Annotated in this window: 23 protein-coding genes and 1 pseudogene; 14 read left to right on the top strand and 10 right to left on the bottom strand. The window is 39.3% G+C overall.

Translation table 11 applies throughout. The annotated features are described in order from the left end of the window. Positions 1–56 precede the first annotated feature (56 nt). The 3 genes from T7867_RS14470 (at position 57) to T7867_RS14460 (ending at position 2,549) form a co-directional block, all read left to right on the top strand. On the top strand, positions 57–494 hold the full coding sequence (locus T7867_RS14470) for a hypothetical protein (RefSeq protein WP_068222936.1): 438 nt from the start codon (positions 57–59) through the stop codon (positions 492–494). A gap of 304 nt (positions 495–798) precedes the next feature. Continuing rightward, positions 799–2,037, top strand: a complete 1,239-nt coding sequence (locus T7867_RS14465; protein ID WP_322299481.1) for a DUF4221 family protein — start codon at positions 799–801, stop codon at positions 2,035–2,037. Positions 2,038–2,093: 56 nt separating this feature from the next. Continuing rightward, on the top strand, positions 2,094–2,549 hold the full coding sequence (locus T7867_RS14460; RefSeq protein WP_322299480.1) for a GNAT family N-acetyltransferase: 456 nt from the start codon (positions 2,094–2,096) through the stop codon (positions 2,547–2,549). A gap of 1 nt (position 2,550) precedes the next feature. On the opposite strand, the gene T7867_RS14455 is transcribed toward T7867_RS14460, so the two are convergent. The 3 genes and pseudogenes from T7867_RS14455 to T7867_RS14450 all read right to left on the bottom strand — a co-directional run bounded on the left by T7867_RS14455 (position 2,551) and on the right by T7867_RS14450 (position 5,555). Further along, positions 2,551–5,007 carry an ABC transporter permease gene (locus tag T7867_RS14455; RefSeq protein ID WP_322299479.1) on the bottom strand — a complete coding sequence of 819 codons (2,457 nt, stop codon included), beginning with the start codon at positions 5,005–5,007 and terminating at the stop codon, positions 2,551–2,553. A gap of 48 nt (positions 5,008–5,055) precedes the next feature. Then, positions 5,056–5,229: pseudogene (locus T7867_RS19695) on the bottom strand (permease prefix domain 2-containing transporter); the annotation flags it as partial. Next, on the bottom strand, positions 5,226–5,555 hold the full coding sequence (locus T7867_RS14450; protein ID WP_068222943.1) for a PadR family transcriptional regulator: 330 nt from the start codon (positions 5,553–5,555) through the stop codon (positions 5,226–5,228). The gene T7867_RS14450 and the pseudogene T7867_RS19695, both read right to left, overlap by 4 nt. A 424-nt stretch (positions 5,556–5,979) precedes the next feature. Here T7867_RS14450 and T7867_RS14445 point away from each other — a divergent pair, with 424 nt between their 5' ends. The 6 genes from T7867_RS14445 to T7867_RS14420 all read left to right on the top strand — a co-directional run bounded on the left by T7867_RS14445 (position 5,980) and on the right by T7867_RS14420 (position 9,306). Next, the gene (locus T7867_RS14445; protein WP_322299478.1) at positions 5,980–6,987 is read left to right on the top strand and encodes a hypothetical protein; all 1,008 of its coding nucleotides are present in this window, start codon (positions 5,980–5,982) and stop codon (positions 6,985–6,987) included. Between the two features lie 159 nt (positions 6,988–7,146). Then, on the top strand, positions 7,147–7,473 hold the full coding sequence (locus T7867_RS14440; RefSeq protein ID WP_322299477.1) for a DMT family transporter: 327 nt from the start codon (positions 7,147–7,149) through the stop codon (positions 7,471–7,473). Positions 7,474–7,610: 137 nt separating this feature from the next. After that, the gene (locus T7867_RS14435) at positions 7,611–7,994 is read left to right on the top strand and encodes a hypothetical protein (RefSeq protein WP_068222951.1); all 384 of its coding nucleotides are present in this window, start codon (positions 7,611–7,613) and stop codon (positions 7,992–7,994) included. Continuing rightward, complete coding sequence (locus T7867_RS14430) at positions 7,987–8,550, top strand: RNA polymerase sigma factor (protein WP_322299476.1); 564 nt, start codon at positions 7,987–7,989, stop codon at positions 8,548–8,550. Before T7867_RS14435 ends, T7867_RS14430 begins: the two co-directional genes overlap by 8 nt. 15 nt (positions 8,551–8,565) lie before the next feature. Continuing rightward, positions 8,566–8,772 (top strand): hypothetical protein, encoded by a 207-nt coding sequence (locus T7867_RS14425; RefSeq protein WP_273274429.1) that lies wholly within the window; start codon positions 8,566–8,568, stop codon positions 8,770–8,772. 99 nt (positions 8,773–8,871) lie between these two features. After that, the gene (locus T7867_RS14420; RefSeq protein ID WP_273274427.1) at positions 8,872–9,306 is read left to right on the top strand and encodes a VOC family protein; all 435 of its coding nucleotides are present in this window, start codon (positions 8,872–8,874) and stop codon (positions 9,304–9,306) included. A 6-nt stretch (positions 9,307–9,312) separates the two neighbouring features. Here T7867_RS14420 and T7867_RS14415 read toward each other — a convergent pair whose 3' ends face one another. After that, positions 9,313–10,689: a capsule assembly Wzi family protein gene (locus T7867_RS14415; RefSeq protein ID WP_322299475.1), complete on the bottom strand. Its 1,377-nt coding sequence runs from the start codon at positions 10,687–10,689 to the stop codon at positions 9,313–9,315. Between the two features lie 240 nt (positions 10,690–10,929). On the opposite strand from T7867_RS14415, the gene T7867_RS14410 reads away from it, so the two are divergent. After that, a complete protein-coding gene (locus T7867_RS14410; RefSeq protein ID WP_322299474.1) occupies positions 10,930–12,576 on the top strand; it encodes an AMP-binding protein in 1,647 nt (548 codons plus the stop codon). A gap of 165 nt (positions 12,577–12,741) precedes the next feature. After that, the gene (locus tag T7867_RS14405) at positions 12,742–13,920 is read left to right on the top strand and encodes a hypothetical protein (protein ID WP_322299473.1); all 1,179 of its coding nucleotides are present in this window, start codon (positions 12,742–12,744) and stop codon (positions 13,918–13,920) included. Here T7867_RS14405 and T7867_RS14400 read toward each other — a convergent pair whose 3' ends face one another. Further along, positions 13,921–14,541 carry a trimeric intracellular cation channel family protein gene (locus tag T7867_RS14400; protein WP_068222968.1) on the bottom strand — a complete coding sequence of 207 codons (621 nt, stop codon included), beginning with the start codon at positions 14,539–14,541 and terminating at the stop codon, positions 13,921–13,923. Positions 14,542–14,809: 268 nt separating this feature from the next. Between T7867_RS14400 and T7867_RS14395 the strand changes: the two genes are divergently transcribed. Both T7867_RS14395 and T7867_RS14390 read left to right on the top strand, forming a co-directional pair. Further along, positions 14,810–15,382, top strand: a complete 573-nt coding sequence (locus tag T7867_RS14395; RefSeq protein ID WP_322299472.1) for a GNAT family N-acetyltransferase — start codon at positions 14,810–14,812, stop codon at positions 15,380–15,382. Between the two features lie 48 nt (positions 15,383–15,430). After that, positions 15,431–16,003 carry a uracil-DNA glycosylase family protein gene (locus T7867_RS14390; protein WP_322299471.1) on the top strand — a complete coding sequence of 191 codons (573 nt, stop codon included), beginning with the start codon at positions 15,431–15,433 and terminating at the stop codon, positions 16,001–16,003. A 134-nt stretch (positions 16,004–16,137) separates the two neighbouring features. Here the strand turns inward: T7867_RS14390 and T7867_RS14385 are convergent, their stop codons facing one another. Both T7867_RS14385 and T7867_RS14380 read right to left on the bottom strand, forming a co-directional pair. After that, entirely contained in the window at positions 16,138–18,990 is a 2,853-nt protein-coding gene (locus tag T7867_RS14385; protein WP_322299470.1) for a M16 family metallopeptidase, read from the bottom strand. 87 nt (positions 18,991–19,077) lie between these two features. Then, a complete protein-coding gene (locus T7867_RS14380) occupies positions 19,078–20,607 on the bottom strand; it encodes a peptide MFS transporter (protein ID WP_068222974.1) in 1,530 nt (509 codons plus the stop codon). 217 nt (positions 20,608–20,824) lie between these two features. On the opposite strand from T7867_RS14380, the gene pckA reads away from it, so the two are divergent. After that, complete coding sequence (pckA, locus tag T7867_RS14375; RefSeq protein WP_068222978.1) at positions 20,825–22,441, top strand: phosphoenolpyruvate carboxykinase (ATP); 1,617 nt, start codon at positions 20,825–20,827, stop codon at positions 22,439–22,441. Between the two features lie 99 nt (positions 22,442–22,540). Here pckA and T7867_RS14370 read toward each other — a convergent pair whose 3' ends face one another. The 3 genes from T7867_RS14370 to T7867_RS14360 form a co-directional block, all read right to left on the bottom strand. Beyond that, the gene (locus tag T7867_RS14370; protein ID WP_068222980.1) at positions 22,541–23,143 is read right to left on the bottom strand and encodes a hypothetical protein; all 603 of its coding nucleotides are present in this window, start codon (positions 23,141–23,143) and stop codon (positions 22,541–22,543) included. Between the two features lie 457 nt (positions 23,144–23,600). After that, entirely contained in the window at positions 23,601–23,858 is a 258-nt protein-coding gene (locus T7867_RS14365) for a CBU_0592 family membrane protein (RefSeq protein WP_068222983.1), read from the bottom strand. Between the two features lie 108 nt (positions 23,859–23,966). After that, entirely contained in the window at positions 23,967–24,878 is a 912-nt protein-coding gene (locus tag T7867_RS14360; RefSeq protein WP_068222986.1) for a metallophosphoesterase family protein, read from the bottom strand. Position 24,879 lies beyond the last annotated feature (1 nt).

Raw genomic sequence — 24,879 nt, 5'->3', positions numbered from 1 at the left:
TCAAAGGAATATCTAATCTTTCCTCGCTGTTTTGTGCTGTATTTAACTAGAACAGCATGAGACAACTTTCTACAATTATTCTTTTAACAGTGATCAGCCAGATAAAAAGCTATTCACAATCACACAAACAAATGGAACAAGCGATTAGAGAAACCGTAATTAAAATTGAACAGGCAGCAGCGGAAAGAAATAACAATCTACTTAATAGTCTTCTACATGAAGATTATAGAGTGATTGCCAATCGATTTAAGGGATCCAATGAAGTAACAATCATTTCAAAAGGCAACTATTTAGTCATGATGAAAAACGGAAAAATTGGAGGAACTAAGTATAGCATTGAATTTAATCAAATTAATATCACTAGCCATACTGCCATTGTAGATCTAACTTACAAGTCCGAATCAGAACCTGACATGCATAAATATTTAGTACTTATTCAAAATGAAGAAAATTCCTGGGAAGTGATAAGCGATATACCGCTTGTTTTAGAATAATTTAGCTCAATAGAACAAGAAAAAACCTCAACGGCCAACTTCATTTCTGGGCTTTACAAATCGGTACCCCCTCTTCAGGAAATGTTCAACATGGCTGGTATGGAATTGCCTAGCTATTTAAAAGGAAAGTCTTCTGAAGAAATTCAGCGAATGGCTGAAAATGTAAAGGATGAAAACTCTGACACAGACAACAAATAAGTTCAAATCATAAATCAAAAGCCCGGCTGAGAAGTCGGGCTTTTTTGTATGCAGCTTTAAAAGTATATTCACCCTAAGTCAAAACAAATGAAATAGTTACAACAACATGAATATTACTCGAAACCCGCTTTTGCTCATATTTCTGGGAACTGCTTTTCTAATTCAATCTTGTGGTGATTCTAATAAAATCGAAGAATCTAAAGAAGTAGTATATACCTTGGTAAAACAGCCAAACAAGGAGTTTGAACTTGATTATGAAACAGCATTCGACCAGATAGATGGTAAATATGTTGAAATAGATGGTACGGCCTATTACACCTTCTTTAACCGCAAAAACAGTAGTATATATTTCTATGACTATGAAACTGGAGAGCTTTACCACCAAACGAAAATGGCTAAAGACGGACCAGATGCGGTAGAGTACCCGTACTATTTCTTCGATTACTATGTCCATGATTTTGATAATATTTTCATCAACACCATGGCCTTCTATTATCGCATCAACAAAGATGGGGAGGTGCTTAAACGAATTAAGCCAGACGATACCTCTGGCTTCTTCTCTAGGAAAAACATTGCCATAGATGGTGCAATGGAATATAGAGATGGAAAGCTCTATTGCGGAATCAGCCAATCAGTGCCTGCTGAAGGCGACACTAGCTGGCTAAGAACAGTGTATAACTTTGACAGTGAGACTTTCGAAAAGGAATATGTAGATGAACGATTTCTGGTGCCGAATTATGAAGAAAAGGCACGGAGGCTCAGAGAAATGGCGAAAACGGGAGGCATAAGTTCAGTATCAACATTTTTTGCAGGAAATGCTGAAGAAGTTTACGGTAGCTCAGCCATTAATGACAGCTTATATCACTTCGTTGGAAGCGAATTTCGTGGGGCTTACTACGCTGGCGACCCAGAGGTTGAGGTCACCAATCTGGAAGGCTACTTTAACAAAACCAAAATAGAGACCTTTGAAGGTGGTGGTATAAGTATTGGCCCTAAAGCTATTCAACCTGCTTTTTATACCGAAATGCTTTCAACCCCAGACAACAGGTACATTTACCGCATTTTGATTCATGGAACTAAGCCTAAGATAGAAGAAGGTTCTGATAAAGAACGACCTGAAGTTTTTGGTGCCACTCTGACCATTTTTGATACCGTCACCAAAACCTCTGGCAAAATCAGCCTACCTGTAGAAGAGCTTGGAATTGCCCATTACTCAACAGACGTCTTTGTTTCTAGAAACGGCATCCACTTTCCGAATAAAGACATTGAGTCTGAAAGTTTGAAGTCATACAAATTATATAGAATAAGTTCTTCTGAAACAGATTTAGGCCGAAGCGTTTTTTAAAGTTTAGAACGAATAAGCTAGTAGTTACAGAGCCATAGAATAGTAATATTAGATAGGTGAACATAGTTAGAACAGATTCTTCAAACCCTGATTTTATAGCATTAGTTGAATTACTAGATGCTGACTTAGCCCATCGTGATGGTGCAGATAATGCTTACTATGCCCAATTCAATAAAATTGACTCGCTCAAAAACTGCATTGTGGTTTATGAAGGTGATAAGCCTGTCGGCTGCGGTGCCTTCAAGGCTTTTGAAGAAGGTATTTCTGTAGAAATAAAACGCATGTACGTTCTAGAAACACAAAGAGGAAAAGGTATTGCCAGTAAACTATTGGCAGAACTTGAGCTATGGGCTGCAGAATTGGGCTACTCAAAATGTGTGTTGGAAACCGGCAAAAGACAACCAGAAGCCATTGCACTTTATACAAAGCATGGCTATCTGGTTACTAAAAACTATGGTCAATACATAGGCATTGAGAATAGTGTTTGTTTTGAGAAGAGCTTACGCTCTTAGCCTATCCAGACTTAAGTGCATTAACAGGGTTGCTCATGGCTGCTTTAGCACTTTGAAAGCTTACAGTGACAATGGAAATGCCAATGGCCAACAGGGCTGAAACCAAATAAATCCACCAAGGAATTGATACCCGATAAGAGAAATCGTTCAACCAAAGGTTCATGAAATATCCGGCCAAAGGGAGAGAAACGAGAATGGCTAAACCAACCAACTTTAAGAAATCTATGGTTAAAGAAGAAGTTAGGTGCAAAACACCAGCCCCCAGCACTTTTCTTATACCAATCTCCTTGGCTCTTTTTTCTGCGTTAAAGGCTGCCAAACCAAATAGTCCAAGACAGGCTACTATAACCGAAAGTATGGTAAACAGCATGAATATTCTACCCAGTTTGTTTTCAGCCTCATAGACTGAATTAAAGGCATCGTCCATAAAGTAATATTCAAAAGGCTGGCCTGGAGCAAGTTCATCCCAAAGCCTTTCTATTCTGGCAATACTCTCGTTGAAGTCAGAAGGTGCAAACTTAACCATCATCCTCTGGGCATCACTACCAAGCTTCAGGCTCATGGCATCTATACTGTTCCTCATCGACTCAAAATGAAAGTTTTTAATCACACCAATGACCGTGATCAATCGCATGTTCTCCTGATCAGGCCTTTTAAAATCGTCCGTAAGTTCCAAACCAATAGCTTGTTCGGGGGTAAGACCCAGTAATTTTACTGCCGATTCATTAAGAATAATTGCGCTGGAATCAGTAGCCAAACGCTTGTCGAAACTACGGCCTGCTAGTAATTCAAGGCCTAAGGTTTCTATATAGTCATGGTCTACACGCCAATTACCAATGATAATAGCACTCTCAGGACTCATGTCTTCTTTCTTAAAGAAGGTTGTACCGTTTCTATCTGAAGGTGTAGGCAAAAAACTACTCACAGAAACATTTTTAACTGCCGAAATCCTTAACACCTCTTCTTTCAGTGTTTTTGACTTCTCTTTTAGAGCATCTACATTATTCAACACAAGCACCTGCTCCTTTTCAAAGCCTAAATCCTTGTTCTGTATATACTTCAATTGTTCATAGACCACTAGAGTGCTCGCAATTAGAAATACACTAATTATGAATTGAAACACTACCAGAGAATTTCTGATTCGACCATTTTCTGCACTGCCTTCCGAAGCATTTCTAAGACTTTTCAAGGGTGAAAAACGAGAAAGCATCAATGCAGGGTAGCTACCAGCCACAATACCCAACACCAGTGTACAGACCATCATCAGCAGCCAAAAAGTCAGGCTTCCCCAAGGCATAAATATCTGTTTGCCAGAAAACTGATTGAAGTGAGGTAAAACCAAGCCCACCAGCATCAATGCCACCAGCATAGAAAGAAAAACCACTAATGAAGACTCGGTTAGAAACTGGGAAATAAGATTTCCTCTTTTGGAACCAAGTGTCTTGCGTATACCTACTTCTTTCGAGTGTTTTAGCGACTTGGCGGTAGCCAGATTCATAAAATTCACGCAAGCCAGCAACAGTAGAAATAAACCTATAAAGCTCAGTATATAAATATCCTTCAGATCGCCATTTAGGTTGAACTCCCCCTTCATATTGGGAGAATGCAAATGAATGTCGGTAAGAGCAATAGCATTGAAGCTAAGATAGTTTCCTGAAATCTCCTGTTGCTCTCGCCAGTTTTCTAATGTTAGACCTGGCACAAACTCCATGGCCCATGGCACTAGATAATTCTCAGTTACACCAGATAAAAATGATTGAAGGTCTGGTTCGCGATCTGATGAGCTGAGTTTCACAAAGGTGGGGAAGTTCCAATTATTCCATGCTGGGCTATCAGCCTCTTCTAAAGAACTCAGCGAAATAAAGGCAGAATGGTTCGCCAGAAATGAATTATTAGGCAGTTTCTCAATAACTCCAGTGACCAAATAGGTTTCATTATTATTTAGTACAAGTTCTTTACCCAAGGCCTCATTAGGAGCAAAGTGCTTTTGGGCAGCTTCTTCCGTTAATACAATGCTGTTCTTCTCCTTTAATGCAGTAGCTTCATTGCCAGATAGCAGCGGAATCCCAAACATTGCAAAAAAGGTTTCGTCTACCGCCACCATTTTCTCCTCCTTTACATTCTCATCGGCCTCAGCAGACTTGATAAGCATTCCGTCTATGTGTTGAAAGCGTGTAACCATTTCGGCATGAGGAAAATCTTCACGCAACACATTGGCCAGTGGCCCTGAAACCGATGCGTAAATACTTCTCTCACCGCTAGTACGGTTGTCTATGTTAGCCCTGTAAATGCGATCAGCATCGGCAAACATTTTATCGTAGCTAAGTTCATAGTTTATATACAGGCCTATGAGCAAGGCTCCTGCCATTCCAACTGAAAGCCCAAGCGTGTTGAGCATGGTAAAAAAGGGCTGACGTCTTAGGTTTCGCCAAGCGATTTTGTAATGAGTTTTGAACATGAAAAACGTGTTTGAGTTTTTGAAAATTTTAAATGACCGTATAAATGATGGGCGGAAACAACGTAAGACTCCCCAGAAAAACTTCAGTTTAGCTTTAGCTGGAGATCTTTCATATTGCTTCTCAAAGAGTTCAATTAAATCACCCTCGAATTCTTCTAGGTAATCTTCCCTGCAAAACCACCGCAGGAATTTTAGTGCTCTTTTTGGAGGTTGCGTACTCATTGACCAAATGAGAGATTAGGAATTTGTTTGTAAATGCTAGTTCGAACCTGGTATTGTTGATCTAGTACCTTCTTCCCTAAAGATGTAATACTGTAATACTTCTTGCGCCTCCCCCCTCTTTCATTAGTTATTCCACCGTAAGATGATTCTACAAACCCTTTTTTCTCCATGCGCTTAAGGGCTACATGTACCGCACTGATATTCAGTTTTCTCTCCAGTTTCTGTTCAAGCAGTTCAAGAATCATCACTCCGTATGCTTCCTGATTATGGGCAGCCACCAACAGCAACACTAGTTCTTCAAACTCACCCAATGAATGTTCATTCATGACCTACTCAATTTACTTAACAAAAGTAAAAGTAATTATTATTTTCATATTTGTTAAGTAAATGGGGAGACAATTTTATGTAAGCTCAAATGTTACTGAACAATTCTACTCTTGGTAATAGAAAAAACTGGCAAAACAATGGGCAGCACAAATAGATATTCTGCACTCTTAAAGCAATTAAAGCTGACCATTGCAACAGAGAATCGGTTGGCATATAAGTTTTACGCTAACTCTCTGGCACTTTGCAAAGATCAAAAGCATAGTTCTCTAAGCACAAGTTAGCTTACTCATGGGCTATCTATCGGTTTTATGAGTAAAGCAGCAATGGACAATGCACATTGTATTTTTAAGAAACCTGTTGCAACGCCTAAATTTAATCCATACATAATATCAAGTTTGCCTCCCTTTTCTATCTTGTGTGATTGTGGCATCAACACTCAAGGTATTAGGCGTACTTTTTATATGCATGAGTATAAGTTCATGTGCAACTTTACTTAATAAAAGACAGAGCGTTATCACCTTTCAGACGAGTGAAAATGTTGATTATGTATTCAAAGGCGATACTTTGGTTCATGAAAACACCAACAAGTTTGCCGGAGTATACAGAAATAAAAAACAGCCTATTACGCTTACTTTTATTAATAAAGACTACGAACGACAAATCAATATCAGGCCAAAAAAGGTGGGACTCTATTACTTGAATGTCTTCTCCCCCTATTGGTTGGGTTTTGGTGTTGATGAGTTAACCCGAAGAAAATGGACCTACCCTAAAAACGTTTTCGTGAATATGGAAAAAGGTTCGTACCTCCCCTATTTTCCAATGGATACCTCAATGGTTTTGAACAAGCCAAATCGGCTTTCATTAACACCTCTAGCACCGTTGGGTAATCAACATCCCGGTATAGAATTATCTTACCAAAGAGCATTAGGAATCAAGTATGCTGCGCAAATTGCTTACAAACAATTTATTCCTGCCCAATCAGATCTGGCAAAAAATGCCACTGGTTTTAGTCTAGGGTTAGAATTGAAACGCTACTATCGAAACACCACTAATTCACGTTTTTATCTTAGTGCGAATTTAGAGTACCTCCATAAAAACCATGAAGCTGTTCTTCGCTACTCTGAACCGCAAGATTTTATTCAACAAGAAGAGCCTGTGGCTATATGGAGCCTAATAGGCATAGAAAAACGCTTCATCTCCATGGTTCCTCGGTTTGGCATAGAATACTACTTAACCAAACGTTTGTTGGTAGACGGCTATTTTGGAGTGGGTTTGAGATACAGAAATGTTTCTCATAAAAACACTCCTCATGGTTTAGTGCTTAGTGCTACCTACTGGGAATGGTTTGACATTGAATACGACTCAAATAGACCTACTCAGTCTTTCAGTGCTAACCTAGACCTTAACTTCAAAATTGCTTATTCCTTCTAGAAAATAGGCCCGATTAAGGAAAAGAAAAAGCACCTCAAACCTTTGGAAGATCACTATTTTTCAGAATAGTCTATCTACTTTTATATCATGCAAAAGCAGGTGTAGAAACCGATAAGTGCTATACGAAAACAGATGATGAAACAGAAAACTAAACCTCAAATGAACTGGATACTGCTAATAATTGCCGGACTTTTTGAAGTAGCCTTTGCCGCCTGTTTAGGGAAAGCGAAAGAATCTACCGGAATGGAAGCCACATATTGGTATGGAGGTTTTTTAGCTTGTCTATCTGCAAGCATGCTCTTATTGGTTAAAGTTACTCAACAGCTACCAATTGGAATCGCTTACGCTGTATGGACTGGTATAGGTGCGGTTGGTACTGTGTTAATTGGAATTCTAGTATTCAAAGAGCCAGCAACTTTCTGGAGACTTTTCTTTATTACCACCCTAATAATTTCTATAGTAGGCTTAAAATTTGTCTCTAACTAACTGAGCATAAAACATTAACCTCTCTATTCAACTTGAGAACTATAATTTCTAAATCTATTAAATTAATTATTCAGACCTAAAATATTTTCCTCTTTCATTTGTCTACCAATACAAAGGCACGATTTAAAAATCTGACAATGAAAAAGGTTATACATAAATACAAGTACTTCTTTTACCCACTCTTTGGAGCAGCAGCACTCTTCTTATTTGGCTCGGTGATTATGCTACTCTGGAATTGGCTAATGCCTGAAATTTTCGGACTTACTACTATTGACTTTTGGCAGGCCCTTGGGCTATTTATTCTCTCCAGAATTCTCTTTTCTGGTATGGGAGGCAAACAAAAACACTCTCATAAACACAAGTGGGGTGGCCGAAAAGGGAAAGAAAAGTGGATGAGCATGAGCCCAGAAGAGCGCAAAGCTTGGTTTAAAAAGAAAAAAATTGCCGAGTGGATGGAACAACAAGGCAATTGCTTTTCAGAATCAGACACGAAAGAAAAAGCTGATTCAGATAGTGAGTAATAACGAACAAAGGGAAGAACTAGAAAGACAGATCAAGGAATATCAACCTAAAATCAGTTCTTTCATAAAAACTCGGGTGCCTTCGCATGAAGATGCAGAAGATATTGCCCAAGATGTGTTTTTCCAATTCGTAAAAACCGTTGAAACCACTCATAACCCCATAGAAAACTTATCTGGATGGCTCTTTCGGGTAGCAAAAAATCTCATCATCAATAAGAGTAAAAAGAAAAAAGAGAGCAGCCTCCCCTTGGAATCGGAGTATAATGAAGAGGAAGACATTCTTACTTCTCTATTCCCAAAAACAGATGAATCTGAAAGTCCAGTAAACCTATATATACGCTCTCTGATGTGGGAAGAACTTGAAGAAGCACTTACCGAATTACCTGTAGAACAGCGAAGCATTTTTGAGTTAACAGAACTAGATGGCTTACCAGTAAAAGAAATCGCTGAATCTTCGGGCCTATCGATAAACACCCTTCTCTCTAGAAAGCATTATGCAGTTAAATACCTGCGGAAAAGACTCAAGCAAACCTATGAAGAACTTATCAATCAATAGACAATTCAACCGCTCATGATACACGTTTTTAAAACTTCCGTAAAAAGCGAAAAGCAAGCCTCAATGGTGGGTGCATTCCTCAACATACTTCTACCCTATGACTCTTGGAACTTCGACCTAGAAGATAAAGACAGAATTTTAAGAGTAGAAACTATAGACCTACTGCCCGATACTGTGGTTACTATACTCAACAGCCAAGGGTTTGAGTGTGATGAGCTATAGTAGAAGCTGTATTAATCGTTTAATTCAATGCTAAGACAACGTAGGATTAACTGGTAGATTCGGTAAATTGAGATCTATTAAAAACTCAAACTTTTTATTATGACCACCATTAATATTTACCTCACTTTTAACGGCAACTGCAAAACTGCATTTGATTTTTATCGCTCAGTATTCGGAGGCGATTTTGCTTCGGAAAGCACTTTTGGGGAGATGCCTCCTCAAGAAGGTATGCCACCTGTTTCAGATGAAATGAAAAACCAAATAATGCATGTAAGTCTGCCTATTAGCAAAGAAACTGTGTTAATGGGAAGCGATACTGGTGGCGAATGGGCTGCAGATTATCAACAAGGCAATAACTTTTCTATTTCAATAACCACCGATAGCAAAGAAAAAGCAGACAACTTTTTCAATAAACTTCAAGAAGGTGGCGAGGCCAAGATGCCAATGGCACAGACTTTTTGGGGCGATTATTTCGGCATGTTAACCGATCAATTCGGCATTAACTGGATGATCAGTTTTAACGATCAGCAATAAGCCTACCTAGAAGCCAAAGGTATGGCTATAACTAAAATGCAGTCCGAAGTTTGAGCCTGACTCAAAATTGGACTGCTGATAGTTAGCTCTGAGCCCTAAGTTTGAATGCTTGTTAATACTGTACTGCAGGTTTAGATCAACTACCTTAACATACAAGCTAGTTTCCAAAGGCTTAAATACGGTTCCATTGTTCTTAAAGTTGGTATATTTTAAGGTATATGTTAGAGCGTTAAAGCTACCTCCAATACCAATATTGAATGCGTTAATCTTATTCTGAACATTATTTCTAGCGCTATTCTTTACATCGAATATCAAGAACATAGGAGATCCGATTATTCTATCTCCGTAAGTCCAGCCTGAACTATACACACTATTATTGAAAAAGTGATCTGGTTCTAAAAAGGGCACACCATCTTCACCAACCTTGTAAGCATCCTGATCATTGGTTCTTACTACTTCAATTACAAACCTGTCTACCCAGCCCGACTGGTGAAGTTTAAGACTTAGCCCCACCATACCATCGCGCCAGTTTAAAGGATTTAGTCCAGAACTATCCTCCCACAGAAACTCCCAATAATTTGTAAGAGTGACACCTTTAAACCTGTAGCTTCCTCCTAAATTGTATGTACCCAAATGATTACCAAGAGCATTTTTCTGATCGGTTTGTAAGGCATCTCCTCCTCCACTCATTCCTAAGAATATCCTCGCATAATTCTTAAAACCAGTAGGTTGAAAACTCTCTTGCGATAAGTTCTGACCTCCCCATTGCGCACTATGATTTAGTCCTGCCACAAGAGACAATCTACTATTAAACAATTGCATACGGCCATACAAATACTTTTGATGAAGAAAAGCCTTAGATTGAGTTCTATCCGAATCGAACCAGCCGTGAGCAAGGTAGGCTTTAAAAGAAAGTAGTTTAGAAAGTACAGGTGAAGCTATCCATCCATTGGTTTGAATGCGAAGCTTAGGAATTGGCCGTGCATTGTTACCATAAAAGAGATTGCCCACAGAAAGTGTAGAATCATTAAGACCAAAAAACTCTTCATCTATCCCTCCAGAGATAGTAACCAAAGGCAGTCCTACACTTACATTGGCCTGAATTATAGAGGCATAAGAACCATTATTGCCTGCAGAAACTAGCCCCTCAAACTCCCAGCTTGGCTTGAGCCACTTAGCCAGTTCACTATTGCCCGAATAATGCAATTGAGAATATAATGCACCAGCCTGAGCGTCTGTAAATCTACCACTATTGTTGTGCTTCATCCAGAAAGGTAAAGCCTTTGGACTGGTTGCTAATAAGCCAAAACCTACTTCAACCTGTTGAAATACTTTTACTGAATCTTCTTCTTGCGATAATGCCCAAATAGGTAGTAAGAGCATTAATGTTATTGTGATGTTTTTGACCATACTTTTTCGACACGGGCATTTTCAGATTGGTTGTAAGAAAATTCATCGACCATGAATATTTCTAAACCTGAATAGCCACAACGATACTGTCTTACAAAATTGACAATTGATTTTTAGAGTACTAAGACAAATTTTTATTAAACGAGAATCTGGATTTGATTGACAAGAATCGAACCATAATTCAGTATATTCCTAAGCCAAACTCGACTTATTATGGAAAAATTCTCTTCCGCCTTAGAGGCATTTAGCTATTGGGCAAAGAAAAACCCCAATCAGGTGTTCTTAAGACAACCTATCAATAGAAGCTTCATTGAGTACACTTATAAGGATGCGGATGTGGAGATCAGAAAAATGGTTTCCGGACTGAAGAACTTAGGTATTCAGCCAGGCGACCACATAGCTATTCTTTCTAAGAACTGTGCCCATTGGATGATGGCCGATTTGGCCATAATGGCTGCTGGATGTATTTCAATTCCTATTTACCCTACATTTGGAGCTGAAACCATCTTTGAAATTCTTGAGCATAGCGAGTCTAAAGCAATTATTGTAGGGAAATTAGATGACTATGCTTCTCAGCAGTCTGGCATTCCAGATATTATAAAAATTGGGGTAGAAATGTATGGCGTGGTGGAAGAGCAAACTTGGGAGAAAATTCTTGCTCAAAACGAGCCTAGCGAACAAATACATACTCCGCAGCCAGAAGATTTAATGACCATAATGTACACTTCTGGCACCACTGGTAACCCCAAAGGAGTAATGCACACCTATGCTGCCTTTGATCAATTGATCAACACTGCTATAGACCAAATTAAAATGCCCCCTAACCCAAGGTACTTCTCTTACCTGCCAATGACACATATTGCAGAGCGAGCTGGTATTGAAATGTCTTCCATATTTAGAGGTGGCACCGTTAGCTTTCCTGAGTCTTTAGAAACCTTTGCTGAAGACCTCAGCTCTGTTCAGCCACAAACCTTTTTTGGCGTACCAAGAATTTGGCAAAAATTTCAGGAGAAGATACTCGAAAAAATGCCTCAGAAAAAGCTCGACAAGCTGTTGGGTTTACCACTTATTGGCAGCTTAGTTAAAAAGAAAATTCAGAAAAAATTGGGGCTTTCAGCCTCAGTGGTAAACTTCTCAGGAGCGGCTCCAATTGCCATGAGCTTACAGCAATGGTACAGAAAGCTGGGCATAGAAATTAATCAGGCCTATGGAATGACAGAAGACTGTATACTATCTCATTTCAACCTACCAGGAAAAAATAAGTTCGGTACAGTTGGAAGGCCTCTCCCGGGGGTAACCTCTAAACTATCTGCCGATGGTGAAATACTCATAAAGAGTAACTGCATTATGAAGGGCTACTACAAAGAGCCTGAAAAAACAGCAGAAATGTTTACTGAAGATGGCTTTCTGCGCACAGGAGATATTGGAGAATTCGATCATGATGGTTATTTATCCATTACTGGCAGAGTTAAAGATCAGTTCAAAACTGACAAAGGCAAGTACATTTCTCCAGCACCAATTGAACTGGAAATTCTTAAAAACAATGATGTAGACCAAGTTTGCATTGTAGGTTCGGGCATACCACAGCCTATTGCACTGGTAGTTCCATCAGAGATGGGGAAAAAGAAGTCTAGAGAAGAATTCAATCAATCTATCTGGAAAACCATTACCGATATTAACCCCAGCCTAGAAGCTTATGAAAAGGTTGCCAAGGCAGTTGTAATGAAAGAGGTTTGGTCGGTAGAAAACGGCCTAATGACACCTTCTCTAAAGGTAAAACGCAATAGAGTAGAAGCTATTCACACTCCAATGTACCCTGAGTGGTTTAAGCAAGATGTTAATGTAGTCTATGAGAATTAATGGAGTCTTTTGACTTTAACTATCGCGCAACCAATAGTTACGATATGCTTTCCAACAACCTCCAAGTTGATTGAAAAGTAGGCACTTGCTCCTTGTGAAGCGATTCACAAAATAACTGTATTGACAAAAGCCCAATATTCGTATCATTGGCCTTTTAAAATTCACATGATGAATAGACTCATTCTTTGCCTAGGGCTTTTGCTTTCTTCCTTAGCTTCATTTAGCCAGAATAAGAGTTTTGACGAGATGATGGTAAAAAGAACCATCAACTGCTTTGATGTAGCCATCAATTCTACCGAACTCTTTGAATCTTACATGATCGTTAATGAACTAGATTCTGCCCAAATGTTACTGAATTATTGGGAGAAAACATGTGGCTTAGTAGAACCTGTTTTTAGAGCTAAAACCATTCTAAGCTTACACAGTAATACTTTTGAGGAGTCTGAATTGCCTTCTAACTTGATGGACTACCTTATGAGCTATCAGCATAAAATAATGTATGCTAGTGAAGGAATAGAGTTTAACAATTGGACCTCTAGCCTTTACGACTATGTTCACCCTAATAGCGACTTTAATGTGCTACTTTCCAGAATGGCCAAAGGTGCGATAAACGATTTTGAAGAATCTAGTACCGAGGCATTTTTAGCATCATTCTATGCCTCCCCGTCTCCTAATGTGCATAGCATGTTGAGTGAAGAAAGATACTCGAATACCAAAGTACGGTACCTATATGATTTTAAAGTGCAAAGCATTGAAAACACTACAAAGCTGCATTCTGGCCTTTTTGGTGGAACATGGAGCCCGACTGGCGAACTAAATGTTTTGGGCACACACCCAAACTTGGGCTTTTTCATTGGTGGCAAAAAGAAAAAACTGACTTACGACTTAACTCTAAGCTTTAAGTTCTTGAATGTGAAAGATGGCTATGAAGCTAGAAGGGATGGAGCTTCAAGTCCTTTAGAAAACACTAAGCATTTTTTTGGAGGTTATTTTGGTGTAGATATTGGCAGAGAGATAACCAGATGGGGTAATAATGAGCTTCAACTTTTGGCTGGTATTGGCTTAGATGGTTTTGATGCACTTAAAGAAGATGAAGATGCCGGAATTGATGGGGCAAGTGTCTTGACTTATAATTTCAACATCGGTATGGGCTATAAATACAACTTGAGCTATCGCGAATATTTGGGGCTTCAATTGAAATACAACGTTGCCGATTACTCTTTAAACTCAGTGGTTGACTACAGCGGAAACGCTGTTACATTTTCTCTAATTTGGGGCTTCTACACCAGTCCGTTGGCAGATTCATTCTACTACAAGCCTAAGGCCAAAAAGAAGAAAAAATAACTACTTAACAGCTTTAAAAGTCCAGTTATTCACAACTGCCAATATTCGAATGGTTATGGTTAAGCCTATGGTTATAATTACCCTCAACTCATCGTTAAGTGAAGTTTCTCCTAACAACCAATAGGTGGTACCACCCGCCACACAAACAGTAGCGTAAACCTCTCTCCTAAAAATCAGTGGAATTTCGTTTACTAGAGTATCTCTAAGTACACCTCCAAATACAGCACTAATGGTACCCATCATAATGGCAACTACTGGAGATAGACCTAATCCTAGGGTTTTCTGAACACCAAGAATAGTAAAAAGGCCTATTCCGATGGAGTCAAACAAAAACATGGTTCTACGAAGCTTCTCAAAAATCCTCTTAAAAAATACCGTAGCCAACATAGCCGAGGCAATAATGAGCAGATAGTTAATGTCTTGCATCCACCCAACAGGCGTACTTCCTATAAGTACATCTCTAAGTGTACCCCCTCCAACTGCGGTAATGAATGATATAACCGCGGCTCCAAAAAAGTCTAACTCTTTTTTGGAGGCCAAAAGCCAACCAGAAACGGCAAATACAAAGGTTCCGGCCAAATCCACAAAGTATATCAGCTCCGAGCTAGAGAACTTATCCATGGCTCAAAATTAGCTGATAAAACAGATTGTCAGAAACTAAAACCATTATGTTTCTCAAACAACTCAAAATCAAATCACTAACATAAGATTTCGACCTTTCTTTTACATCAAAGTCAACGTCTAGCTTTGGTCCTATACTTACTGGTTCAACTCAACCGCCACAATCCAAGCACAACCTCAATCAGTTGACTCGCTCAGCTAAGATTCATGTTTTTATATGGATGACGATTTCTCATTTACACTCCTATATTTTTACCTACATTTCAGCATGAAACCATCTATTTCTGTTCGGCTAGTTAAGGTTGATGATGCATTAGATATGCTGGCGATTTATGGGCCATTAGTACTAAATACAGCAACTTCATTTGAAACTGAAGTACCTACTTTATCGGCTTTTGAGGAAAGAATAAAGGCTTACAGTGAAAAGGCTCCATGGTTGGTTGCAGAGATACAAGGCAAGGTGGTTGGTTACGCTTATGCTACCGACCATAGAAGCAGACAGGCCTATCAATGGAACCAAGAAGTAACTGTGTATGTGCATCCGGAATATCGAAAGCTCGGTATTGCTAAGAAGCTCTATTTACTACTTCTAGACATGCTAAAAGCCATGAATTTCTGCAAAGCCATAGCCGTAATTACACTTCCAAACGATGCTAGTATAGGTTTTCATCTGGCTCTTGGGTTTAGGCATATTGGGGAAATGAAAAACATAGGCTACAAGAATGGTAAATGGTATAACACTAGCTGGTGGGATTTGGATTTAGACACGAACCAGAGTGCTCCTAAAGAAATTGTCCCAATAGAGTCGGTACTTTCTAAATATGGGTTGGTTAAAAGCTAACATCGTTTACTTGACAAGATGTAGTTGAATTAATTGTAATCTTTAACTATGGATGAATTACTAAACCAAATTGAGCAATGCACTATTTGCCAACAACATCTCCCTTTGGGGCCAAGGCCTGTAGTTCGTGCCCATGTCAAATCTAAGATTCTAATTATTGGACAAGCCCCGGGAACCAGAGTACATGAATCAGGAATTCCTTGGAATGACCCTTCGGGTAGAAACCTGAGAAAGTGGATGAATATTTCAGAAGAGGAATTCTATAATCCAGAGCTGTTCGCCATAGTGCCAATGGGCTTTTGCTATCCTGGAAGGGGAAAGTCTGGAGACTTACCTCCTCGCCCAGAATGTGCCCCAACATGGCATAATAAGCTCCTCAATAAAATGCCAAACATAGAACTTACGCTTCTTATCGGTCAGTATGCTCAGGGCTACTATTTAGAAGGCAGAAAGAAGACTTTAACCGAAACGGTAAGATCTTTTGAAGACTATTTACCAAACTACTTTCCGCTGGTTCATCCCTCCCCTAGAAATGGAATTTGGATGCGTAAAAATCCTTGGTTTGCAGATGAGGTTATACCTGAACTACAGCAGATAGTTCATGATGTTCTTAATCAATAAAAGGAGGCCATCCCTGAAGCTATTATATTCGTCATTCCCAGTCAAGCTGGGAATCTCCCGATATGTCGGGACGGAGTCGGGAATGACAATTAGCTTTTGAGACAGCCTCCTTTAGAAATTTACCGATTAGTCTCTTACTTATCTATTTTAAGAGACTCTTCATCTTTATTAATCACTACTGGTTTTCCTAATCCAGTATTATTCAATCTTTGCAGCTGAGTTTTTCCATCTCCAACCACAACGTATACCAAGTTATCAGGATTCATAAACTCGTCAATCACTCGCTTGATCTCCGCCTTATCCATAGCTTTTAGCTTGGTTTCATCCTTTTCTATATAATCTAATGGCAGCTCATAAGTAGAAATATTCTGAAGAATACCCAATAGACTACCGTATGTCTCGTAAGACTGCGTATTACTTCTCAAAATTGAATTCTTGGTTACCTCCAAATCCTCATCTGAGAAATCGGTACTATAGTTATCTAACAAGTCCTTAAATAGATCTACAGATTCTCTGGTTACATTACTCCTTACGCTTGAAGAAGCCTGAAAAACAGCACCATCCATAGTTCGGCTGTAGCCAGAGTAAGCGCCATAAGTATAGCCCTTCTCAAGTCTCAACTCCTTAAACAAGATTGAACCTGAACCTGAACCTAAACGGTAATTAGAAACCGAAGCTGCCGAATAATCATCGTTACCATCTTCCATGGCAATTCGTCCGATATTGATGACCGATTGTTTTGCATCTGGATAATCTACAAAGAAGATTCTGGACTCTTCAGTATTAGTTTTCACCTCATACTCCGGAAAGGTTACGTCTTTAGCAATCCATAACTCCAATGGCTCCAAAGAAGTCATTACCTCATCTTTAGAAATTGCACCTACAAAATGGAAGGAAGCCACAGATGGAGAAAAATTATCTCTATAATAGTCTTTTAAGTCTTCAAGTGTGATACTAGAAACTGACTCCATTGTGCCCGAAGTTGGCTTAGAGAAAATATGATCTTTACCATAAAGCACTTCATTGAAAACACGAGATGCTATTGCATTCGGGTTGGCATTAGACTGCTGTATGGAGTTGATAGCAGAACTTTTGATTCTTTCAAACTCCTTCTCATCCCAACGTGGTTCTAACAAAATTTCCTTTACTAAAGTCAATACCTCATCATAGTTTTTGGCCAAAGAGTTACCAGAAATGGTAATGTATTCTCTAGAAGATGAAACGTAAACACTAGCCCCTAACTGACCTAAGGCTTCTTCGAGCTCTTCTGGCGTTTTATTGGCTGTTCCTTCCATTAGCATATTATCTAGCAATGCGGCCACCCCAACCTTCTCTGGGTTGTCTAAAAACATTCCTCCTTTAAGTCTAATGCTGAACTGAGCCATAGGCAGCTCATCTTGGTAAATGTGGTATACCTTCATGCCATTAGAGAGTTCATCAGTTGTTATGCTTGGTGGAGCAAAGCTTAAATCACCGTCCAACGCTGGAATTGCAGCCCTGTCTATCTGAGATGCAGTTTTTTCAAATTCCACATTTCTCTCATATTGATCTAGATTTCCTTCTGCCCCTTGAACAATTGGCTCTTCCACAACTTCGGCCTGAACCGAGCCCTCTAGCACCAATTCTTTCTGCCCCACTGGCACAAAGCTAGTAGCCAAGTAATCCTGATTTTTGATGTACTTATTGTACACTCTCATAACATCTTCACGAGTTACATTGAGCGTTTTTTCCAGGTTTTTAGTTATGTAGCCAGGGTCTCCAGTAAAGGTATTGTAGCTGGCAAGCTGGTATGCTTTGTTAAATACACTTGATACTGAATTATAAACACCTGTCTCTGCACCTACTTTAATTCTTGCCAAATCTTCATCGGTAAAGCCTTCTTTTTCAAACTTTTCCATCCCATCAAAAATGGCATCTCTTAAATCATTGAGGTCTACTCCATCAAAAGCTCTAGCACCAATATTGAATGTTCCTGCTATTTCTCCAGAACTATTATATGCATATACATTTGGTGCTAGCTTCTTTTCTTCCACAACCACTTTGTAAAGAGGCGACTTCTTGCCATCAGTCAATAATTGACCGAGCATATTTAAGGCCCACATATCATTATTGTACTCCTCTACAGTTGGGTAAATCATCTCCAAATCTGGCAGATTGGCAAACTTGTCTTCATGATAGAAAAGTTTGGTTTCATCCAACACTGCAGGCATAGGGTTCATTGCCTCAACCACAGGACCAGAACCTATTTCTGAGAAATACTTATTTACCAGTTCTTTAGCTTTGGCAATATCTATATCGCCAGCGATAGCTAAAGTAGCATTACCAGCACCATAGAACTGGGAGTAGAATTCTTTTACATCGGCAATTGTAGCATTTTGCAAATCTTCTAAACTACCAATAACGTCCCAGCTATATGGATGGCCTTCTGGGTATAGGTTCTTGAGTTGAACGTAGCTCTTATGTCCGTAAGGTCTATTGTCTACACCTTGCCTTTTCTCATTCTTTACTACTTGCTTTTCATTCTCTAAGCCCCATTCTGAAACCGTATTGATAAAAAAGCCCATTCTGTCCGACTCCATCCAAAGCACTTTTTCCAGCGCATCGCTAGGTACGGTTTCAAAGTAAACGGTTTGGTCTGTTGAAGTTCCTCCATTGAAGGTTCCCCCTAACTCATTGATATACTTAATAAAATTTCCAGGACCTACATTCTCAGAGTTTTGAAAGAGCATATGCTCAAAAAAGTGTGCAAAACCAGTTCTTCCAGGCTTTTCTCTATTTGAACCTACATGGTATAGAATTGCCACAGCCACTTTAGGGTCTGAATTATCTTGATGCAAGACAACCTCTAAGCCGTTGTCTAATTCATATTTCTCATAGTCGAGTGAAAACTCGTCTGTAGGAGACTCTGTAGGGCTTTGGCATGCTGTAAAAGCAAGTATAACACTTGCTGAAGCCAGCCCAACCAGATGTTTGAGTGTTTTTTTCATCTTAATCTTTTGGTATATCTAAATCTAATGAAAAAGCCGCCCATATTGTTGAGGCGGCTTTGTAATTATATAAATGGATAGGTTGTTCTAATGTACGTTTTGCATCCAACGGTTAAGTATCGGAGAAAGAATAAAGACTATTATTCCAGCTCCTATTGCATATTGTGCAATTAGCTCAAAACCACCAATATACACATCTAAAGTTGCGAAGCCTCTTACTTCAGAACCAGTGCTTTCCACAGCCAATTTCTTGCCTATGAAGCCCACCACTTGGAAGGCATAGGCACTAGACAAGAACCAAATACCCATCATAAAAGCTACAATTCTTTTAGGAGAAAGGTCAGTAATTTTAGAAAGCCCTACTGGCGACATAAATAGCTCACCAACTGAAAGTAAGAAGTACATAATTAGCAAGTAACTGAAAGGTACCATACCGTTTTCATCGGCCGAACCGCCACTTAACGCCAATACATAGAAACTTATACCAGCCAATAACAGACCCATCCCGAATTTATAAGGTGTACGAGGGTTGTTCTTTTTTCTAGCTAGGTAAGTCCATAGTAATGAAATAGGAATAGAAAGAATAATGATGAACATGGAGTTCAGTGCATTAGTCTGAGCTGCATCTATAATGCTTAGGTTCACATTTCTATCGGCAAAAAGAGTAATTACACTTCCAGAAAGCTCATGAAAACCCCAGAACACGGTCATAAATAGAGTAATGAACAGTGCCACCGCTAGCTTCTTTCTTTCTTCTAAACTAGCCTGATACAAAATGTACCCCATGTAGAGTAATATGACAATACCAATACCTTTGAAGAGCACATTAACAATATTCTGATCTCCAAAGAATGATTCACCATTTAATAAAGGCTCATATGAAGCCAACATTAGAGCAATGATTGGAGCAGCAATACAAGCCAAAATTGGCACTAATACTTTCTGCTTAATACCTAGAACAGTTTTATTCAAAGCTTCTTCGCTTGGTGGCAAACCTTTGTCCATAAAGACACCAGCCTTAATACCTGACCAGAAGAAGATAAGTCCGGCTAACATACCGATACCAGCCAAGCCGAATCCGTAATGCCATCCATACTCTCTGCCTAACCAACCGCACAAAAGAGGGGCAGCAAAACCACCTATGTTAATACCCATGTAGAAGATGGTGAACCCTGAATCTTTTCTGGTGTCACCGTCTTTATACAAAGAACCAACAAAGGTTGAAATGTTCGGCTTAAAGAAACCATTACCAACTACTATAAGTGCAAGAGCCAAAAAGAAAGTCATATCGCTCTCAATAGCCAGCACAAAATGGCCTAGAGCCATCAGGATACCTCCTAAGAAAATAGACTTTCTAAAGCCTAAAATCTTGTCGGAGATTCTCCCTCCTACTACGGTAGAAGCATATACGAGTGATCCATAAGATGAATAAACGGCTGCTGCCGCAAAGTCTCTGGTTACTAGTGCTTCAAAAACCACGTTTACCATATATAAGGTAAGCAAGGCACGCATTCCATAGAAGCTGAACCTCTCCCATAGTTCTGCAAAGAACAGATAGAACAGACCTTTAGGATGACCAAGCATCTGAGGTCCTTCTATGTTTTTTATTTCTGACATAGTTGATATTTAGTTTTTAGCAAAGTTTCCAAATTAGTACTGTCTGAAAAATATTACAAGGCATTTCATTCAAAGCCATCGTAAATATGCCATTTAGAAAGGATTTCTACCCTAAATGACGGAAATCAGTAATTGTTAAAAATTCATGCCCTAAATTCGAACCTGATAATTACTTTTGCAAACGATTTCATAAACAAGGAAAGTACCTATAAAAATCATGTTAGAAACCGGAACGAAATCCAAAACAGGCCTGGAAGCTGCAGGCATTAAAAAAGTTAAAGAAGCACATTGGAACCTCAGCCCTACTGAGTTAACAGAAGAAGCCATTAAGAATGGCGAAGGCCACCTGACTGATACAGGTGCGTTAATGTGCGACACCGGTAAGTTCACCGGAAGATCTCCTAAAGACCGTTTCATTGTAAGAGATGAAATGACAGAAGATAAAGTATGGTGGGGAGATATTAACATTGGCATTTCTCCTGAGTCTTTCGACAAGATCTATAACAAGATGTTGACTTACTTGGAAGACAAGAAAGTATATGTTAGAGATGCGTATGCTGGAGCAGACAAAACGCACAGACTTAAGCTAAGAGTAATTAACACTTTTGCTTGGCACAACATGTTCTGCTACAACATGTTCATCAGACCAGAAGATTATAAACTTCCTGATTTCGAACCGAACTTTACTATTATTTCTTGCCCAGAATTTGAGGCAGACCCTGAAACTGACGGTACCAGACAAAGCAACTTTGCTATTGTAAACTTTACCAAGAGAATGATTCTTATTGGTGGTACACAGTACTCTGGTGAAATGAAGAAAGGTATCTTCTCTGTGTTGAACTTCTTGTTGCCGACTGAAGATGGCGTTTTACCTATGCACTGCTCTGCCAACATGGGAATTAAAGAAAGAGATACTGCTATTTTCTTTGGCCTTTCAGGAACAGGAAAAACTACTTTATCTGCCGACCCTAATAGATTGTTGATTGGTGACGATGAGCACGGTTGGACAGAGAAAAACGTATTCAACTTTGAGGGCGGCTGTTATGCAAAAGCCATTGACCTTACTGAAGAAAACGAGCCAGACATTTTCAGAGCTATCAAGTATGGTGCAATTGTAGAGAACACCAGATTTGTAGAAGGCACTAGAACCGTGAATTATGAAGATACTTCTGTGACTGAAAACACTAGAGTATCTTATCCAATTCACCACATCAACAACATTGCGGAACCATCTATTGGTGGTATTCCAAAGAACATCTTCTTCTTAACTTGCGATGCTTACGGTGTAATGCCTCCACTTTTGAAATTGAACAAAGGTCAGGCTATGTACCACTTCATTTCAGGATACACCTCTAAAGTAGCAGGTACTGAGGCCGGTGTTACTGAGCCTACTCCAGTATTCTCTGCTTGTTTTGGCGCTCCATTTATGCCATTGCACCCTACTGAATATGCAGAGATGCTAGGTAAGAAAATGGATGAGCACGGTGTAAATGTTTGGTTGGTTAACACTGGCTGGACTGGCGGACCTTACGGTGTTGGTTCAAGAATCAAGTTGAGATACACTAGAGCTATGATTTCTGCGGCACTTTCAGGTGTATTGGACAATGTAGGCTACAGAAAGCACTCAATTTTTGGTGCTGAAATACCTATGACTTGCCCAGAAGTACCAAGCGAATTGCTTAGTGCTAGAGAAACTTGGAAAGACGATAAAGGATTCTACGAAAAGGCTAACAAGCTGGCTAGAATGTTCCAGAAGAACTTTGAGAAGTTTGAGTCTTATGCCAACGATGAAATTATGGCAGGTGGCCCTAAGCCAAGAACAGATTACGAATAGAACTCACTTAATATCAACAAAAAACCCCGGCCGTCTGCTGGGGTTTTTTTATGGCCTCTCGACCAATCCGACACTACTAAGTATTTTTAAGCTAAAGCGCTAGAGCTGCTCTGAAGCTTGAATATTCTCTAATCTGTTTAAAGCCGTCTGTAGCTCTCTTTTGAGCTTTATTTGCTTTTCAGTGGCCTGAAAACGCTGGTTTCTATAGTCTTCTACAATTTTGGAGTAAGCTGCTTTAACTCGCTTAACCACGCCACAAACGTGCTTAATTCTGCCATACATTATGGCCAAACATAAAGTGAGTAAGGCCACCAAAGACCAAAGGAAGATTGAATAGGTAAGTTTCTTTACATCGAACCACAAAAAGCCTATCATCTCTGAATTGGCTTGACTGTCATTGAAGCTTTGCTGAACGGCCTGAAGCTCACTTCTCATTTCTGCCATGTCTGACTTCACTTCAGACAGCTCTCCTTGCAGGTTTTGAATAGTGCCTCGGTATAATTTTAGACTATCGAACATAGCACCTCTAAAGGCATTAAGCTTTGAGGTCTTTATCACCTTATATTCTTCATAAGACTCCGAACTATTGAGGATTTCAGAAAACGACTGATCGAGTGACTTTTCGGTCTGCCCGTGTACAGGAAGCGTACCGATGAGAGCCAAAAACATAGCTCCTACTGCGAGTAGTTTTATTCGATTCATTATACTGGCTTTAGGTGATTAACAGGAGCAAATTAAATAATGAAAACAAAACTGACTGCATTCTGTTGTACAAAGCATTTTTTACGAGTCAAGCTTCAAAAATCAATCTTAAAAGAGTGAACAAAAAGAGAGGAGGCTCTCAAAACATGCTTTTAAGCATTTTAAAAGCACATTTTAAACATTTTATGGAACTATAAGGCGGTAACGAATTCGATATTAAGATAGGGAATAAGCCTTATTGGAAACGGATTTTATCTCAATGAAACCTTAATAGTTGTATAAATGATATGTAAAATCAAGTTTCTGCAGTTGACATAACAAAATTAGAATAGTTCAATTTTCATCAAACACAACAAATAGACATTTCCATGCGGAAGAAGTCTCAGGCTAAACTTAAGAATCATTCAGAATTTCTAGAGAACTGAGACTATTAAAGTAGACTTTAGAGAAACTTGAATTAATCAGCTTTTGCTTCTTTCTTGAATTTAAGGAAGCCATAAACCGCTATAACACCCCAGAACAGATTGGCCATAGTGGCAGCGTAAGAGTAATCCCACAAAGTATTAGCAACCAAAAAGATACTACCCAAAATATTATAGACATGATATTTTGGGTCTTTCACTGTCCAAACTCCCCTATTCAACTGAATGTAGGCAATAATAAAGAGTATTGTCCCTAACCAACCAATACCTTGAACGGCTACTTCTTGCCACATAATTTTCCAGTTCAGTAATTCCTAGCTCCATAAAAACAGAAATTCAGAGCCCACGACAAAGCTCTGAATCTGTAAAAACATGAGGTAAACAACTGTATTATTATTCTTTTACCAATTGTAGGTTCTATACTCTACATCAAAACCTCCATCGTCATACAGGTCTATTAAAGCGAAGCCGGCATGAGTTTCATGGTACATTTCGTTCCCCCACCAATTTCCGCTTACGGCACCATTGCAGCAATAGGTTACTCCATTATACTGAACATGATCTACTAAGTGCATATGGCCACTAATACATAGTTTCACATTCGGATGCTTAAGAAAAAGCTTCTTAATACGGTTGAAATCTATGTGCATCCAGCTGCCTGGAACAACCCAATTACCTTCTTTTTCATTCCCTTCGTAAAAGCCAGTGGCTGTCAATATTGGTATATGAGACATTACCATGATTGGTCTATTTGAATCGGTATTTGCCAATTCGTTTTCGAACCAATCAAACTGCTCATCGTCTAATTTACCAGTGTACCAGCCTTCTCCTACAGGGTGAGTACTATCTAGAACAATGAACTTCCAGCCAGCTTTTTCCATGCTGTAGTAGGGCAAGCTTAGCCCCATCTTATCTACAGCATAAGCCTTTCCATAAAGAATATCGGACTTATCGCCAGCACCCCAAACATCATGATTACCAATGCAATGAACTATTGGCAGACTATTTTCTTCTTTGATAATACTATCCCAAAGTTTCCACTGTCTTTCTACACTACTTTTTTCAGCACCTAAAGCATCGAAAATGGTATCTCCACCATTAAAGATTATATCAGGTGCGTCTGAAATTGACTGAAGCGCATGAAGACACTTTTCAAATTTCTTCGGAGCATCCTCATAGTCGCGTAAATGCACATCTGTTAAGTGAGCAATTCTTATACTTCGTTTTCTGCTAGAAGTACTCAAGCCTTTGCCTCCAACTAAAGCGCCTGCACCAAGTAACCCAAGCGATGATATAACTTCTCTTCTATTCATT

It is taken from the genome of Roseivirga spongicola, from assembly GCF_034376045.1.
GTDB classification, from domain to species: Bacteria; Bacteroidota; Bacteroidia; order Cytophagales; family Cyclobacteriaceae; genus Roseivirga; species Roseivirga spongicola.
The sequence above is the reverse complement of the archived record's forward strand: the minus strand, read 5'-3'. Positions and strand labels throughout refer to the sequence as shown.

Bases quoted from the DNA above. Each gene is read 5' to 3' on its own strand.
- T7867_RS14470 (WP_068222936.1), top strand. From the start codon at position 57: ATGAGACAACTTTCTACAATTATTCTTTTAACAGTGATCAGCCAGATA.
- T7867_RS14465 (WP_322299481.1), top strand. From the start codon at position 799: ATGAATATTACTCGAAACCCGCTTTTGCTCATATTTCTGGGAACTGCT.
- T7867_RS14455 (WP_322299479.1), bottom strand. From the start codon at position 5,007: ATGTTCAAAACTCATTACAAAATCGCTTGGCGAAACCTAAGACGTCAG.
- T7867_RS14450 (WP_068222943.1), bottom strand. From the start codon at position 5,555: ATGAATGAACATTCATTGGGTGAGTTTGAAGAACTAGTGTTGCTGTTG.
- T7867_RS14440 (WP_322299477.1), top strand. From the start codon at position 7,147: ATGAACTGGATACTGCTAATAATTGCCGGACTTTTTGAAGTAGCCTTT.
- T7867_RS14435 (WP_068222951.1), top strand. From the start codon at position 7,611: ATGAAAAAGGTTATACATAAATACAAGTACTTCTTTTACCCACTCTTT.
- T7867_RS14425 (WP_273274429.1), top strand. From the start codon at position 8,566: ATGATACACGTTTTTAAAACTTCCGTAAAAAGCGAAAAGCAAGCCTCA.
- T7867_RS14420 (WP_273274427.1), top strand. From the start codon at position 8,872: ATGACCACCATTAATATTTACCTCACTTTTAACGGCAACTGCAAAACT.
- T7867_RS14415 (WP_322299475.1), bottom strand. From the start codon at position 10,689: ATGCTCTTACTACCTATTTGGGCATTATCGCAAGAAGAAGATTCAGTA.
- T7867_RS14410 (WP_322299474.1), top strand. From the start codon at position 10,930: ATGGAAAAATTCTCTTCCGCCTTAGAGGCATTTAGCTATTGGGCAAAG.
- T7867_RS14405 (WP_322299473.1), top strand. From the start codon at position 12,742: ATGATGAATAGACTCATTCTTTGCCTAGGGCTTTTGCTTTCTTCCTTA.
- T7867_RS14400 (WP_068222968.1), bottom strand. From the start codon at position 14,541: ATGGATAAGTTCTCTAGCTCGGAGCTGATATACTTTGTGGATTTGGCC.
- T7867_RS14395 (WP_322299472.1), top strand. From the start codon at position 14,810: ATGAAACCATCTATTTCTGTTCGGCTAGTTAAGGTTGATGATGCATTA.
- T7867_RS14390 (WP_322299471.1), top strand. From the start codon at position 15,431: ATGGATGAATTACTAAACCAAATTGAGCAATGCACTATTTGCCAACAA.
- T7867_RS14385 (WP_322299470.1), bottom strand. From the start codon at position 18,990: ATGAAAAAAACACTCAAACATCTGGTTGGGCTGGCTTCAGCAAGTGTT.
- T7867_RS14380 (WP_068222974.1), bottom strand. From the start codon at position 20,607: ATGTCAGAAATAAAAAACATAGAAGGACCTCAGATGCTTGGTCATCCT.
- pckA (WP_068222978.1), top strand. From the start codon at position 20,825: ATGTTAGAAACCGGAACGAAATCCAAAACAGGCCTGGAAGCTGCAGGC.
- T7867_RS14370 (WP_068222980.1), bottom strand. From the start codon at position 23,143: ATGAATCGAATAAAACTACTCGCAGTAGGAGCTATGTTTTTGGCTCTC.
- T7867_RS14365 (WP_068222983.1), bottom strand. From the start codon at position 23,858: ATGTGGCAAGAAGTAGCCGTTCAAGGTATTGGTTGGTTAGGGACAATA.
- T7867_RS14360 (WP_068222986.1), bottom strand. From the start codon at position 24,878: ATGAATAGAAGAGAAGTTATATCATCGCTTGGGTTACTTGGTGCAGGC.